We start from the raw sequence: 14998 nt of genomic DNA on the forward strand, positions 1-14998 counted from the left end.
TCGCTCGAAAAGGAGCCTCCCCATGAAAGTCCTCTCTTCGCTTAAGGACGCCAAGACCCGCCACCGCGATTGCCAGGTCGTGCGGCGCCGCGGCCGCATCTACGTCATCTGCAAGTCCAACCCGCGTTTCAAGGCCCGCCAGGGCGGCGCAAAGAACAGGAACGCGTAATGCAGCGCCTGGACGCCGCCGTCGTGGGCGCCGGCGCCGCCGGCATCGGCATGGCGCTGGCGTTGCAGAAGGTGCCGGGACTGAAGTTCGGCGTGCTGGAGGCCGGGCGCGTGGGCGAGTCTTTCCGGCGCTGGCCGGCGCAGGCGCGCTTCATCACGCCGTCCTTTCACAGCAATCCCTTCGGCCTGGCCGACCTGAATGCCGTAAACGAACCCAGTTCGCCCGCGATCCACACCGGCGCCGAGCACCCCAGCGGCCCCCAATATGCCGAATACCTGAGCTTCATCGCCCGGGGGCATGAGCTGCCCGTAGCCACCGATTGCAAGGTCGCGGCGGTCGGGGCGGTGCCGGGAGGCGGCTTCATCCTGGACACGCCCAGGGGCAGGCTGCAAGCCGGGTTCCTGATCTGGGCCACGGGCGAGTTCCAGTTCCCCGACCTGGCGCCCTTCCCCGGCGCGCAATGGTGCCCGCACTACGCGCAGGTGGCCGACTGGACGCGTTTTCAGGCCAGCCGCTACACCGTGATCGGCGGCTACGAGAGCGGCGTGGACGCGGCGGTCAACCTGGCCGGGCTCGGGCGCGAAGTGCGGCTGCTCGCCCGCAAGTCGACCTGGGACCCGCAAGGGTCGCACGACCCGAGCCTGTCGCTCTCGCCCTACAGCCGCCAGCGGCTGTACCAGGCCATCGACACGGGCCGGCTGGAGATCGTGTTCGGCGTGGACGTGATCGGCCTGACCCGCGACGCGGCGGGCGGCTTCCGCATCCACGCGGGCGACGGCCGCTACTGGGACGAGAAAGCCGCCCCGATTCTGGGAACCGGATTTCTCAAGGGCGGCGGCGCGCGCCAGGTCGCCGAACTCTGGGATTGGGACGAGGACGGCCGCGTGGTGCTGTCCGACGCCGACGAGTCGACGATTACACCGGGACTGTTCCTGGCCGGTCCGCAGGTGCGCCAGGAACAGCGCATCTACTGCTTCATCTACAAGTTCCGCCAGCGCTACGCCCTGATCGCCCGCCGCATCGGCCTGTGCCTGGACCGGGACACGACCGCGCTGGAAACCGGCGCGGGCGCCTGGGGGCCGTTCGGCAACAGCGAATGCTGCGAGGGCTGCGAATGCTGACCGCGCTGGGGAACGCCGTCCGCGCGTCCGGGGTTTCCGTGCTGCTGACCGCCAGCATCGCCGCGGGCGCGGCCATCGGCCACCTGCGGCCCGCCGCGGGCGAACTGCTGGGCAGCCAGGTGGACGCCACCCTGCTGGCGCTGGTCACCCTGCTTTTCTTCGGCGTGCGCTTGGACGCCGTCGTGCGCGCCTGGGGCAATCTGCGCTTTCTGGCCCTGACGGCGCTGGCCACCTACGTTTTCGTTCCGGCCATCGGCTACGCCATCGCCTCGGCCATGCTGGCGGCGCACCCCCTGCTCATGGTGGGACTGACGATCTATTTCATGGCGCCCTGCACGGACTGGTTCCTGGGGTTCACCCGGCTGGCGCACGGCAACGTCGCCCTGGGCGCGGCCCTCATCCCGATCAACATGGCCGGGCAGCTCCTGCTCTATCCGGTCTATCTGCGCCTCTTCGCGCACGGACCCGTCGAAGTCCAGGCGGGGATCGTCGGCGATACGCTGTTGCACTGGTTTCTCGGGCCGATGGCCGTGGCCGTCCTGGCCCATTACGGCCTGCGCCGGCTGATGGGCGCCGAACGGTTCGGCCGGCTGCTGCGCCGCGCGGACCGGGCCGTTCCCTGGGCGATCGCGCTGCTGGTCATGGAGATCTTCGCCGCCAACATCGCCGTCATCCTCGAATACCGCGCCGCCTTCGCCTGGATCCTGCCCGCGGTCTTCATTTTCTTCGCGTGCACCTTCCTGCTTGGCGAAGGCATCAGCCGCCTGGGCCGGTTCGCCTATCCGGAACACGCCCTCTTCACGATGAGCATTGCCGCCCGCAACGCGCCCTTGATGCTGGCGGTGACCATGGCGGCGCTGCCCGGCGAACCGCTGATCTACGCGGCGCTGGTCATCGGCATGCTGGTGGAGTTCCCCCATCTGGCCGTGCTGCGGCGGGTGCTGGCCGGGCAGCGGCAACGCGCGAATCAGCGGGCAGCCCAGGCAGCGGGACACCGTCCTGGAAATAACCTTACAGTTTTCTGAGCGGAAAACGGTAATCATTATTATTCATATAGAATCCGAACTGTCCCCAATCCCCAAGCTTGGCAGTCCCGATGTCCCTGCCCCTCCCCGCGGGCCCTGGTTCCCCCCGTAAACGCCTGGTCCTGGCCGCCGCATTGGCGCTGGCCGCCCTCGCCGCCCTGGCGTTCTGGCTGGCCGGCCCCAAGGGTTCCCCCGGCGTCCGCCCGCCCGAATACGGGCAGATCCCCGTGGCCGTCAGCGTGGCCGCCGCGGCGATCGGCCCGCTGCAGCGCGACCTGCACGCGCTGGGCACCGTCACCCCGCTGGCGCAGGTCACCCTGCGCAGCCAGGTCGACGGCGAACTGCTGAAGCTGCATTTCACCGAGGGCCAGGCCGTGGCGCGGGGCCAGTTGCTGGCCGAGATCGACGCGCGCCCGTATGCCGCGGCGCTGGCCTCCGCCGAGGGCGAACTCGCGCGCACGCAGGCGCTGCTGGACAACGCCAAGGCGGACCTGCTGCGCTACCGCAAGCTGGCCCGCCAGGAAGCCGTGGCCGGCCAGCAACTGGACACCGCCGAAGCGCAAGTCCGCGCCTATTCGGCCCAGCGCATGAAGAACGAGGCGCAGGTCGCCGACGCGCGGCGGCTGCTCGGCCATACCCGCATCGTCGCGCCGCAGGACGGCCGCATCGGGCTGCGCCGCGTCGACGCCGGCAACCACGTCCGGGCGGACAACACCGACGGGCTGACCACGCTGGTGCAGACCCGGCCCATCTCGGTGCTGTTCAGCATCTCGGAAACTCGCCTGGACATCCTGCGGCAGGCGCAGGCTCGCGCGGCCGCGCCGCGCGTGCAGGCCTGGGACGCGGACGACCGCCGCCTCCTCGCCGAAGGCACGCTGGAAGCGCTGGACAACCGCATCCAGGCCGCCAGCGGCACCGTCCGGCTGCGCGCCCGCTTCGACAACGCCGACGAATCGCTGTTCCCCAACCAGTTCGTGAACGTCCGGCTGGCGGTGGTGCAGCAGGACGACGTCGTCACCATTCCGACGGCCGCGGTGCAGTACGGGTCCGAAGGCGCTTTCGTCTTCGTGATCGGAGAAGACCGGCGCGCCAGCCGCCGCGTGCTGCGCCTCGGGCCTTCCAACGCCGGGCGCATCGTCGTGGAATCGGGCCTGGCCCCGGCCGAGCGCGTCGTGGTGGAAGGCGTGGACCGCCTGCACGACGGCCGGGACGTGCACATCGTCGACCAGCAGAATCCATGAGCCTGTCACGCCCCTTCATCCTGCGCCCCGTCGCCACGTCCTTCCTGATGATCGCCCTGCTGCTGTCGGGCATCCTGGCCTGGCGCATGCTGCCGGTGGCGGCCCTGCCGCAGGTGGACTACCCCATCATCCAGGTGATCACGCAGTATCCCGGCGCCAGCCCGAACGTGACGGCCCGCGCCGTCACCGCCCCGCTGGAGCGGCGCTTCGGACAGATCCCGGGCCTGAAGCAGATGTCGTCCACCAGCGGCAGCGGCATTTCCGTGATCACGCTTCAGTTCTCGCTGGACGTGTCGCTGGGCGTGGCCGAACAGGAGGTCCAGGCCGCCATCAGCGCCAGCGGCTCGCTGCTGCCCGGCGACCTGCCCACCCCGCCCGTGTACCGCAAGGTCAACCCCGCCGACGTGCCCATCCTGACCCTGGCCGTCACCTCGGAATCCCTGCCCCTGCCCAAGGTCTACGACCTGGTCGACACACGCATGACGCAGCGCCTGTCGCAACTGTCCGGCGTGGGCATGGTGAGCCTGGCCGGCGGCCAGCGGCCCGCCGTGCGCGTGCAGGTCAACCCGATGGCGCTGGCCGCGCGCGGGCTGCGGCTGGCGGACGTGCAGGAAGCCATCGGCAAGGCGAATTCGAACCAGCCCAAGGGCAGCTTCGACGGCCCGGTGCGCTCGGTCATCATGGACGCCAACGACCAGTTGCAAAGCGCCGAGGAATACCGCGAGCTGATCGTGGCCTGGCGCAACGGCGCGCCGGTGCGGCTGGGACAGGTCGCCAGCGTGGAGGACGGCGCCGAGGACCGCTACCTGGCGGCCTGGGTCGACCGGCAACCCGCCGTGCTGGTGAACATCCAGCGCCAGCCGGGCGCCAACGTCATCGCCGTGGCCGACCAGGTCAAGGCGCTGCTGCCGCAACTGACGGCCAGCCTGCCCGCCGCCGTGCAAGTCCGCGTGCTGACCGACCGCACCGAGAGCATCCGCGCGTCCGTGCGGGGCGTGCAGTGGGAACTGGCGTTCGCCGTGGGGCTGGTCGTGCTGGTGACCTTCCTGTTCCTGCGCAACCTGCCCGCCACGCTGATCCCCAGCCTGGCCGTGCCGCTGTCCCTGATCGGCACCTTCGGCTTCATGCACCTGGCGGGCTTCTCCACCAACAACCTCACGCTGATGGCGCTGACCATCGGCGCGGGCTTCGTGGTGGACGACGCGATCGTCATGCTGGAGAACATCGCGCGCTACCGCGAACAGGGGCACAGCCCGATGTCCGCCGCGCTCAAGGGCGCCGGCCAGATCGGCTTCACGCTGGTCTCGCTGACCCTGTCGCTGATCGCCGTGCTGATCCCGCTGCTCTTCATGGAAGACGTGGTGGGCCGGCTGTTCCGCGAATTCGCCGTCACGCTGGCGGTCGCCATCCTCATTTCGCTGGCGGTGTCGCTCACCCTCACCCCCATGATGTGCGCGCGGCTGCTGCCGGCCCACGCCGAAACCCGCCCGGGGCTGCTGGACCGGATCCAGGCGCGCTACGCCGGCTGGCTGGACGCCACCCTGCGCCACCAGCGGCTGACCCTGGCGGCCATGCTGGCCACCGTGGCGCTCACCGGGCTGCTGTACCTGGCCGTGCCCAAGGGCTTCTTCCCGGTGCAGGACGGCGGCACCCTGCAAGGCGTGACCCAGTCGTCCCAGAGCACGTCGTTCGAGGCCATGGCGCGCCGCCAGCAGGCGGTGGCCGACAGCCTGCTGGCCGACCCCGACGTCGCCAGCCTGTCGTCCTTCATCGGCATCGACGGCATGAACACCACGCTGAACACCGGCCGGCTGCTGGTCAACCTGAAGCCCTGGGCCGAGCGCGGCGCGCCGCTGGCGGACATCATGGCCCGGCTGGACGCGCGCGCCCGCGAGGTCCAGGGCATTTCCCTGTTCCTGCAGCCCGTGCAGGAACTGAACATCGAGGACCGGGTCAGCCGCGGCCAGTACCAGTTCAGCCTGACCTCGCCGGACGCCGCGCTGCTGGCGCGCTGGAGCGGCCTGCTGACGCAGCGGCTGGCGCAGGCGCCCGAACTGGCCGATATCTCGTCCGACCTGCAGGGCGACGGCCGCCAGGCCTACCTGGAGGTCTCGCGCGACGCCGCCGCCCGGCTGGGCGTGACCATGGACGACGTGGCCCAGACCCTCTACAACGCCTTCGGCCAGCGCCAGGTCGCCACGCTGTTCACGCAGTCCAACCAGTACCGCGTGGTGCTGGAAGTGGACCGCAAGCTGGCGCTGAGCCCGGACGCGCTGGAGCGCGTCCACCTGCAGAGCGCGGACGGGCACGCCATTCCGCTGTCGGCGCTGGCCACCGTCAGCGAGCGCGCCGTGCCCCTGGCCGTCAACCACCTGTCGCAGTTCCCCGCCGTGAACCTGTCGTTCAACCTGCCGCGCGGCGGTTCGCTGGGCGAGGCCATCGCCGCCATCGAATCGGCGCGGCAGGAAATCGGCATGCCCGAAAGCGTGGAGCTGCGGCTGCAGGGCGCGGCGTCGGCGTTCCAGGCCTCGCTGTCGAATACGCTGTGGCTGATGCTGGCGGCGGTCGTCACCATGTACCTGGTGCTGGGCATGCTGTACGAAAGCGCCATCCATCCCGTCACCATCCTGTCCACGCTGCCCTCGGCCGCCGTCGGCGCGCTGCTCGCGCTGCTGCTCACCGGGCGTCCGCTGGACCTGATCGCCGTCATCGGCATCATCCTGCTGATCGGGCTGGTGAAGAAGAACGGCATCATGATGGTGGACTTCGCGCTGGAGGCCGAGCGCACGCGCGGCCTGGCGCCCCACGACGCGATCCGCGAAGCCGCGCTGCTGCGCCTGCGCCCCATCCTGATGACCACGCTGGCGGCGCTGTTCGGCGCGCTGCCGCTGATGCTGGCCACCGGCTCGGGCGCCGAACTGCGCCAGCCGCTGGGCTGGGTCATGGTGGGCGGGCTGCTGGTCAGCCAGGTCCTGACGCTGTTCACCACGCCCGCGGTCTACCTGTTCTTCCACCGACTGGGCCGGCGCGGCGTCTCCGCGGCCAGGCCGGGGGCTGAAGGCCCGGCGCCATGATCCGGGCCCTGCTGCATCGTCCGGTCGCCTGCATCTTCCTGGCGCTGGCGCTGACCCTGCTGGGCGCGGTGGCCTGGCGGCTGCTGCCGGTGGCGCCCCTGCCGCAGGTCGATTTCCCCACCATCGAAGTGCGGGCCGAACTGCCGGGCGCCAGCCCCGAAAGCATGGCCAGCACCGTGGCCGCGCCGCTGGAGCGCGCGCTGGGCAGCATCGCGGGCGTCAGCGCGATGACCTCCTCCAGCAACCAGGGCGCCACCCGCGTCCAGTTGCAGTTCGACCTGGACCGCGACATCAACGAGGCCGCCCGCGACGTGCAGGCCGCCCTCAACGCGGCCCGCGCGGACCTGCCCTCCGGCATGCCCGACAATCCCAGCTACCGCAAGATCAATCCCTCGCAGGCGCCCATCATGGCGCTGGCGCTCAGTTCCCCGACCCGCCCCGCCGGCCAGCTCTACGACCTGGGCTCGACCGTGCTGGCGCAGAAGATTTCGCAGATCAACGGCGTGGGCGAAGTGACGATGGGCGGCAGTTCGCTGCCCGCCGTGCGCGTGCAGGTCAACCCCAATGCGCTGTCCCACTACGGCGTGGCGCTGGACGACGTCCGCAAGGCGATCTCCAACGCGGCGCCCATGGGGCCGCAAGGCCAGTTGGATTCCGCCGCCCGGCGCTGGGAAGTCGGCACGCCCGAGCAGCCCCGCAGCGCGCGCGAATACGACAGCCTGATCGTGCGCTACCAGGACGGCGCCGTCATCCGCCTGTCGCAAGTGGCGCGGGTGAGCGATTCGGTGGAAAACCGCTACAGCAGCGGTTTCCACAACCGCAACCCGGCGGTCGTCCTGACCATCAGCCGCCAGCCCGGCTCGAACATCATCGAGACCATCCGGGCCATCAACCGGGCCCTGCCCGGCCTGCGCGCGCTGATGCCGGCCGACGTGGACCTGACCGTGGCGCTGGACCGTTCGCCCGGCATCGACGCGACCTTGCGCGAGGCCCACATCACGCTGGGGCTGGCCACCGCGCTGGTGATCCTGGTGGTCTGGGCCTTCCTGGGCAACGCCCGCGCGGCGGCCATCCCCAGCGTGGCGATCCCGGTGTGCCTGATCGCCACCTTCGCCGTCATGTACCTGTGGGGCTTTTCGCTGAACAACCTGTCGCTGATGGCGCTGATCGTCGCGGCCGGCCTGGTCGTGGACGACGCCATCGTCGTGCTGGAGAACATCTCGCGCCACCTCGAACGCGGCCTGTCGCCGCGCGCGGCGGCGCTGCGCGGCGTGCGCGAAGTGGGCTTCACCCTGGTCGCCATGACCGTGGCGCTGAGCGTGGTCTTCGTATCCATCCTGTTCATGGGCGGCCTGGTCGAACGGCTGTTCCGCGAATTCTCCATCACCCTGGTGGCGGCGACGGTCATCTCGCTGGTCGTATCGGTGGCCATCATTCCCAGCCTGTGCGCCCGCTGGCTCAGGCCCGCCGCCCGGCCGTCCCCCGGCGCCGGCGCGCCCGCGTCGCGGACACAGGCGGCCTATGCGCGCATCCACGCCTGGTACGGCCGCAGCCTGGCGCGCGTGCTGGGCCATGCCCGGCTGACCCTGTTGCTGCTGGCCGGCGTGGTGGGGTTGAACGTCTATCTATATGTGCAGGCGCCCAAGGGGTTCCTGCCCGTGCAGGACACCGGCCAGCTCATGGGCTTCGTGCGCGGCGACGACGGCTTCTCGTTCCAGGTCATGCAGCCCAAGATCGACGTCTACCGCCAACTGGTGCTCAAGCACCCCGCCGTGCAGGACGTCATCGGCTACAACGGCGGCGGCCTGGGCATCAGCAATTCGCTCTTCCTGATCCGCCTGAAACCCGCGTCCGAACGCAAGGAATCGTCGACGGAGGTCATCAACTGGCTGCGCGCGAACGCCCCGCCGGTGCCCGGCGGCATGTTCTTCCTGAACGTGGACCAGGACCTGCGCATGCCCGGCGGCTTCGGCAACTCGGGCGACCATGAACTCGCCATCATGGCCAGCGACGTCCCCGCCCTGCGTCAGTGGTCGCGCAAGATATCCAAGGCCATGCAGGAGATCCCCGAACTGCGCGACGTGGACGCCCAGGGCGACGGCGCCACGCAGCAGGTGGTGATCGACATCGACCGCAGCGCCGCCCAGCGGCTGGGCGTGGACATGGGCACCGTCAGCAGCATGCTCAGCAACTCCTTCAGCCAGCGGCAGGTCGCCACCCTGTACGACGCCATGAACCAGTACCGCGTGGTGCTGGAACTGGACCCGCGCTACACCGAGGATCCGGACGTGCTGGAACAGGTGCAGGTCGTGGCCGCGAACGGCGAGCGCGTGCCGCTGACGGCATTCGCCACCTACGAGTACGGGCTGGTCAACGACCGCGTCTACCATGACGGCCTGTTCGCCGCCGTGTGGGTCGGTTTTTCGCTCGCGGACGGCGTATCGCTGGAACAGGGCCTGGCCGCCATCGACGCCGCCATGGCCAAGCTGATGGTGCCGTCCTACATCCAGACCCGCCTGGGCGGCGACGCCCGCAACTTCCAGCAGAGCCTGCAGGACCAGCCCTGGCTGATCCTGGCCGTGCTGGTCGCCATCTACCTGGTGCTGGGCGTGCTGTACGAAAGCCCCCTGCATCCGCTCACGATCCTGTCCACCCTGCCCTCGGCCGGCGTGGGCGCGCTGCTGGCGCTGCGGCTGGCCGGCATGGAATTCACCCTGATCGCGCTGCTCGGGATCTTCCTGCTCGTGGGCATCGTCATGAAGAACGCCATCCTCATGATCGACTTCGCGCTCGGCCTCGAACGGCGCGAAGGGCTCACGCCGGAACAGGCCATCCACCGCGCCGCCATGCTGCGCCTGCGGCCCATCATGATGACCAACCTGGCGGGCCTGCTGGGCGCCCTGCCCCTGGTGCTGGGCATGGGCGAAGGCTCGGAACTGCGGCGGCCGCTAGGCATCGCCATCGTCGGCGGGCTGATGATCAGCCAGTTCCTGACGCTGTACACCACGCCGATCGTGTACCTGGCGCTGGAACGGCTGCGCCTGAGGTGGCGGGCCGCCGCGGTCAGATGAAGAGGCGGCGCGCGCGCCTTGTCAAGGCCGCCGCCTATACCGCTGGCGGGCTGGTCTCCCGTTCGGGATGGCGATGCCTGGCCAGGGCCTCGATGAACATGGGCGCGCTTTTGGCCGGCGCCCCGTCCACCAGCAGCAGGCCGCCGTCGGCCTCGTCCGGCTCGATGCCGGCCGCGGCGAACAACTGCTTGCCCTCGCCCATGCCCATCAGCGTCTTGCCGTGGCGGAAGGCATCGCGCAGGAATTCCAGCGCGCGCCCATCGGCCCGCAAGCGCTCGACGGCCGCCTCGCCGCCCGGCACCACCGCCCCGTCGAACAACGCCGACGGCTGATTGTCCAGGGACCCGTCGGCATCCAGCGCCTGGCCGCCCTCGGCCGCCAGCGGGCCGATGCGCTGGCCCACCAGCCGCACCGTGGCGCCGGCGCCGATGAGGGCGTCGGCCACGGCGGACACGGCCTTCACATCCACGCCCTCGGCCACCAGGATGGCGACCTTGCGCGTGGCGATGCCGCCATCCCCCGGCCTTGCGGTCAGCGACAGCGAGGGAGACACCTCGACCTCCGGCCGGGGCGGATCCTCGATGGCGCGCGGCAAGGGGTCCGGCAATTCCATGCCGAGCCCCTGCGCCACGGCCTGCGCCAGTTCGTCGGACACGTTGCGCAGGGACGCGACCATGCGCCGGCGGATGGCGGGCACCGTCACCTTGCTCAGTTCGAACGCGAAGGCGCTGGCGATGTGGCCGCGCTCCCAGCCGGCCTGGCTGGCGTAGAACAGGGCGGCCTGGTTGTAGTGTTCGGCGAACTTCTCCGGATGCCCGCGCAGCTCATCGCCCGCGGCCGGCTCGGGAAAGGACACGAAGCCCTCCATGCCCGCCTGGAACGGACAGCCGCCCGCCAGCGAGTTGGGCTCGTAGGCCACCCGGCCGCGGTGGATCGCCTGGCGGTGCATGCCGTCGCGCTGGTTGTTCTGCACGGGCGCCAGCGGCGCGTTGATCGGGATTTCGTGGAAATTGGGGCCGCCCAGCCGCGATATCTGCGTATCCACGTAGGAATGGATGCGCCCGGCCAACAGCGGATCGTTGGTGAAGTCCAGGCCCGGCACCACGTGCGCCGCGCAGAAGGCCACCTGCTCCGTCTCGGCGAAGAAGTTGTCGGGGTTGCGGTCCAGCACCAGGCGTCCCACCGGCACCACGGGCACCAGTTCCTCCGGCACGATCTTGGTGGCGTCCAGCACGTCGAAGCTGAACTGGTCCGCCTCTTCCTCGGTGAACACCTGGACGCCCAGCTCCCACTGCGGGCCGTTGCCCGCGTCGATGGCCTCCCAGAGGTCGCGGCGATGGAAGTCCGGATCGGCCCCGGAAACCTTGACCGCCTCGTCCCACACCTGGGAATGCGTCCCCAGCACCGGGTTCCAGTGGAACTTCACCAGCCGGGATTCGCCCTTGGCGTTGACGAAGCGGAAGGTGTGCACGCCGAAGCCCTGCATCATGCGGTAGCTGCGCGGAATGGCCCGGTCGGACATCAGCCACATCAGCATGTGCGTGGATTCCGGCATCAGCGACACGAAGTCCCAGAACGTGTCGTGCGCGGACGCGGCCTGCGGCATGCCATGATGCGGCTCGGGCTTGACCGCGTGCACCAGGTCCGGGAACTTCATCGCGTCCTGGATGAAGAACACTGGCATGTTGTTGCCGACCAGGTCCCAGTTGCCCTCGTCGGTATAGAACTTCACGGCGAAGCCGCGTACGTCGCGCGCGGTGTCCTTCGAACCGCGCTCTCCCGCCACGGTCGAGAACCGCACGAAGACCGGCGTGCGCTTGCCTTTCTCGGCGAACGGCGCCGCGGCGGTCAGGTCGGTCAACGCCCGCTGGCATTCGAAATAGCCGTGGGCCGCGGAGCCGCGCGCGTGCACGATGCGCTCCGGAATGCGCTCGTGGTCGAAATGGGTGACCTTCTCGCGCAGGACGAAATCCTTCAGCAGCGCGGGGCCGCGCAAGCCCGCCTTGAGCGAGTGCTGGTTGTCGCTGACCCGCACGCCCTGGTTGGTGGTCAGCGCCTGGCCGCTGGCGTCCGCGCGCACGCGCTCGAGCCGGCCGCCGGCGGCATTCACGCCCGGCTCGGCCGGGCCGTTCGTCTTCTCCGACGCCGCGCTTTCGGACAGCGAACTCGCCCCGGCGGACGGGTCCGCCGCCGGCACCGTGGCGCCGGTATAGGGACAGCGCGCAGCCTCTTCGCCGTACTCGGCCGCCTTGCCGGCGTTGTGGGGCATGGCCGCCGCCGCGGCGTCCACCGCCGCGGCGCGCTTCGAGGCGGGATGGCGCGCGGCGCGCGCCGGCGCGGAGGCGGGGCCGCTGTCGGTATTCAGGTAGGCGGTCTCCACCGCGGGGCCCGCGCCCGCCTTTCCTGCTGGTTTCTTGCTAGGCATGGCGGGTCTCCTAATTCAGCATCTTGCCGCGCGCCTGCTCGGCGCGGGATGCGCCGATCGCGGACTCGACCTGCTTGACCTCTTCGGGAGGCGGCAGCACGGCGGGAAATCCCAGGGCCTCGATCCACAGCTCGCGCGACCAGCCCATGGTGTGATAAAGGTGGTGCTCCTCGTCGGTGACGACCGCGTCGTAGGCCTGTTTGAGCACCTTGGCCTCGGTGCCGCCCTGCTGGTCGGCGACCGCGCCGATCAGCGCCCAGTTCGCGTGGTCCTTGGTCTCGGCCAGCACCACGCACTCCGTCGCGACCAACTGGGCGGCGTTCGCGTCTCCCGCGCTGATCGCCATCTTCATGGCCTTGACCAGCGCCTCGCCGATATGGCGCACCACCTCCCGGCCCGGCGGCTGGCGCTCGGGGTCCAGCCCCAGTTGCTCGAACACGGTCAGCAGCACGCGGCGGTGCGTGCGGGTTTCTTCCAGGTACTCCAGCCATTCCTTCTTCAGGTCTTCGTTGACCGCGCAGGACACGGCGGTCTCGTAAATGTTCAATCCTCCTATCTCGGTCTCCAGGGCCTGGTACAGCAATTCCTCTATCTGCGAGGCATTTCCGGCTTTGCGTTTCATTGGGCGCTCCTGTGTCGGGTCGTATCTCGATGCCGCGGCCGCGCGTCGGCGGCCTTGCGGTTGAGACGCGTGCCCAGCAAACCCCGTGCCCGCCGGCCCCCCTCGCCCTGGCGACCCTGGCCCCATTTCGCTTAGAATTGGAACCATTCTCAATAAAATCAGACCGTCCGGCTCGCGGCGGCATCACAATAAAGAGGCTCGTCCTGAAACCCGGTTTCCGCCTGTCCATGGCCTGGCTCCACACGTGGGCCGGCCTATGGTTCTCCTGGCTGCTGTTCGCTGTCTTCCTGACGGGCTCGCTGGCCGTTTTCTCCGAACCCATCACCCACTGGATGACGCCCGAGCACCACGAAGCGGAAGCCCTGGCGGCGCGGAAGGAAAGCGTCCCGGTGGACCGGGCGCGGCGCTTCGAACTGGCCGTGGACTACATGACGCGCAACCACGGCGGCGCCGGCATGTGGGAAATCTGGCCCGTCGACCGCTTCCACGACAACGGGCTGACGGCCTACTGGTTCGACAAGAACGGCATGTATGCCGACGCCGACCTGGATCCCGACACCGGCGCCGAACTGGACGACCACCATGAGGCCGCGGGCCGCGCCACCCTGGGCGGCTCGCATTTCGTCGACTTCCACTACACCCTGCACGACGCGAACCTGGGCCTGTGGATCGTCGCCTTCGCCAGCATGGCGATGCTGGTCGCGCTGATTTCCGGCGTGGTGACGCACAAGCGCATCTTCAAGGACTTTTTCACCTTCCGCGCCCGGAAGGGGCAGCGTTCGTGGCTGGACGCGCACAATGCGGTGGCGGTGCTGACCCTGCCGTTCCAGTTCATGATCGCCTACACCGGCATCGTGATCTCCAGCGCCGCGCTCATGCCCGCCCCCATCGCCGCGAACTACGGCGCGGGGCCGGACGCCGCCCGGCGGTACCTGGCCGAAATGGAGGGCGAGGAAACCCTCGTGCGCAGCGGCATCGCGCAGGCGGTGCCGGCCCTGGAACCCATCGTGGCGCATGGCGAACGATTGATCGGGCAGACGGCGCGCGCCATCGTGATCCGCAACCCGGAAGACAGCTCCATGCGCATCGGCGTATATGGCTGGAACGAAGACGCGGACACCTTCCGCAGCATCAGCGCCACCACCGGCATGGCGGAGTTTTCCGCAAGCGGCGAACTGCTGCGCCTGCGGCCGCCGGGCGGCGTGCTGGGCGGCGCGCCCTCGCTGGCGCGCCAGGTGATGGCCGACCTGCACATGGCGAAATTCGGCGGCCTGGCCATCAAGTGGCTGTATTTCGTCTGCGGCCTGGCCGGCGCCGCCATGATGGGCACCGGGGCGGTGCTGTTCATGGTCAAGCGCCGCGCCAGGCACGGCGACGAATTCGGCGGCGCCACGGCGCGGGTCTACCGCCTGATCGAAGGGCTGAACGTGGCCGCGCTGGCCGGGCTGGCCATCGCCTGCATCGGCTATTTCTGGGCCAACCGCCTGCTGCCCGCCGCGCTGGAAAACCGCGCGGCCTGGGAACTGCGCGGCTTCTTCCTGATCTGGGCGCTGACCCTGGTCCATGCCTGGCTGTGCAGTCCCCGCCGCGCCTGGATCGCGCAACTGGGCCTGTTGTCGGCGCTGTGCCTGCTGCTGCCGCTGCTGTCCTTCGCCACCCTGGGCGACCATCCCTATGCGCAGATCGCGCGCGGCGACTGGGAAAGCGCCGGCGTCGAACTGGGCGCCCTGGCTTTCGGCGTACTATCGGGCTGGGCGGCCCTCCATGTGTGGAAGCGGCCCGCATCGGCGCCCTCGCGGCGCAAATCCCGCGCGAACGAAGAGGCAGCGGCATGAACACCAACGATCTATACGCCGTTTCCATGGCCTTGCTGCTGACTTATTCCGGCATGGCCTGCCTGAGCCTGGCCATGCCGCGCCACTACGACCAGGTCTGGGGACGCGACCCGTCCGCCGGCCACACCCGGGCGTTGCGCGGAGCCGGCGTGCTGTTGCTGGCGCTGGCCCTGCTGCCCTGCGTCGGCCTGTGGGGCAATACGGTGGGCATGGTGGCCTGGCTGGGCTGGCTGTCGGCGGGCGCCCTGCTGTGGGTCGGGATGCTGTCCTGGGCGCCCCGCCCGGCGGCGCGCACCGCGGCGCTGGCCGTGGCGATATCGCTGGCCGGGGTCGGCATCGGGTTCTAGGGCCCCCGGTCGCGCAAACAAGGGCCCGATTGCGCGTTTGACGCGCATCAAGCCAGGCCGATATCCCG

General features: G+C 69.8%; 10 protein-coding genes. 8 read left to right on the forward strand and 2 right to left on the reverse strand.

The features are described from left to right. Nucleotides 1–22 precede the first annotated feature (22 nt). The 6 genes from ykgO to AVE30378_RS01060 all read left to right on the forward strand — a co-directional run bounded on the left by ykgO (nt 23) and on the right by AVE30378_RS01060 (nt 9701). Complete coding sequence (ykgO, locus tag AVE30378_RS01035; protein WP_043548342.1) at nt 23–169, forward strand: type B 50S ribosomal protein L36; 147 nt, start codon at nt 23–25, stop codon at nt 167–169. After that, nucleotides 169–1290 carry an NAD(P)/FAD-dependent oxidoreductase gene (locus AVE30378_RS01040; RefSeq protein WP_129238914.1) on the forward strand — a complete coding sequence of 374 codons (1122 nt, stop codon included), beginning with the start codon at nt 169–171 and terminating at the stop codon, nt 1288–1290. Before ykgO ends, AVE30378_RS01040 begins: the two co-directional genes overlap by 1 nt. Continuing rightward, nucleotides 1284–2315 carry an arsenic resistance protein gene (locus tag AVE30378_RS01045; protein WP_129238915.1) on the forward strand — a complete coding sequence of 344 codons (1032 nt, stop codon included), beginning with the start codon at nt 1284–1286 and terminating at the stop codon, nt 2313–2315. Before AVE30378_RS01040 ends, AVE30378_RS01045 begins: the two co-directional genes overlap by 7 nt. A gap of 71 nt (nt 2316–2386) precedes the next feature. Continuing rightward, nucleotides 2387–3556 (forward strand): efflux RND transporter periplasmic adaptor subunit, encoded by a 1170-nt coding sequence (locus AVE30378_RS01050; protein WP_129238916.1) that lies wholly within the window; start codon nt 2387–2389, stop codon nt 3554–3556. Next, on the forward strand, nt 3553–6630 hold the full coding sequence (locus tag AVE30378_RS01055) for a multidrug efflux RND transporter permease subunit (RefSeq protein WP_129238917.1): 3078 nt from the start codon (nt 3553–3555) through the stop codon (nt 6628–6630). The genes AVE30378_RS01050 and AVE30378_RS01055 overlap by 4 nt, the downstream gene beginning before the upstream one ends. Continuing rightward, nucleotides 6627–9701 (forward strand): efflux RND transporter permease subunit, encoded by a 3075-nt coding sequence (locus tag AVE30378_RS01060; protein ID WP_129238918.1) that lies wholly within the window; start codon nt 6627–6629, stop codon nt 9699–9701. Before AVE30378_RS01055 ends, AVE30378_RS01060 begins: the two co-directional genes overlap by 4 nt. Before the next feature lie 34 nt (nt 9702–9735). Here the strand turns inward: AVE30378_RS01060 and AVE30378_RS01065 are convergent, their stop codons facing one another. Next, nucleotides 9736–12126: a catalase gene (locus tag AVE30378_RS01065; protein ID WP_129238919.1), complete on the reverse strand. Its 2391-nt coding sequence runs from the start codon at nt 12124–12126 to the stop codon at nt 9736–9738. Nucleotides 12127–12136: 10 nt separating this feature from the next. Further along, nucleotides 12137–12748: a hypothetical protein gene (locus AVE30378_RS01070; RefSeq protein ID WP_129238920.1), complete on the reverse strand. Its 612-nt coding sequence runs from the start codon at nt 12746–12748 to the stop codon at nt 12137–12139. A 227-nt stretch (nt 12749–12975) separates the two neighbouring features. Between AVE30378_RS01070 and AVE30378_RS01075 the strand changes: the two genes are divergently transcribed. Both AVE30378_RS01075 and AVE30378_RS01080 read left to right on the forward strand, forming a co-directional pair. Next, the gene (locus tag AVE30378_RS01075) at nt 12976–14583 is read left to right on the forward strand and encodes a PepSY-associated TM helix domain-containing protein (protein ID WP_129238921.1); all 1608 of its coding nucleotides are present in this window, start codon (nt 12976–12978) and stop codon (nt 14581–14583) included. Next, on the forward strand, nt 14580–14930 hold the full coding sequence (locus AVE30378_RS01080; protein WP_129238922.1) for a DUF3325 domain-containing protein: 351 nt from the start codon (nt 14580–14582) through the stop codon (nt 14928–14930). Before AVE30378_RS01075 ends, AVE30378_RS01080 begins: the two co-directional genes overlap by 4 nt. Nucleotides 14931–14998: the final 68 nt, after the last annotated feature.

It is taken from the genome of Achromobacter veterisilvae, from assembly GCF_900496975.1.
Taxonomy (GTDB): domain Bacteria; phylum Pseudomonadota; class Gammaproteobacteria; order Burkholderiales; family Burkholderiaceae_B; genus Achromobacter; species Achromobacter veterisilvae.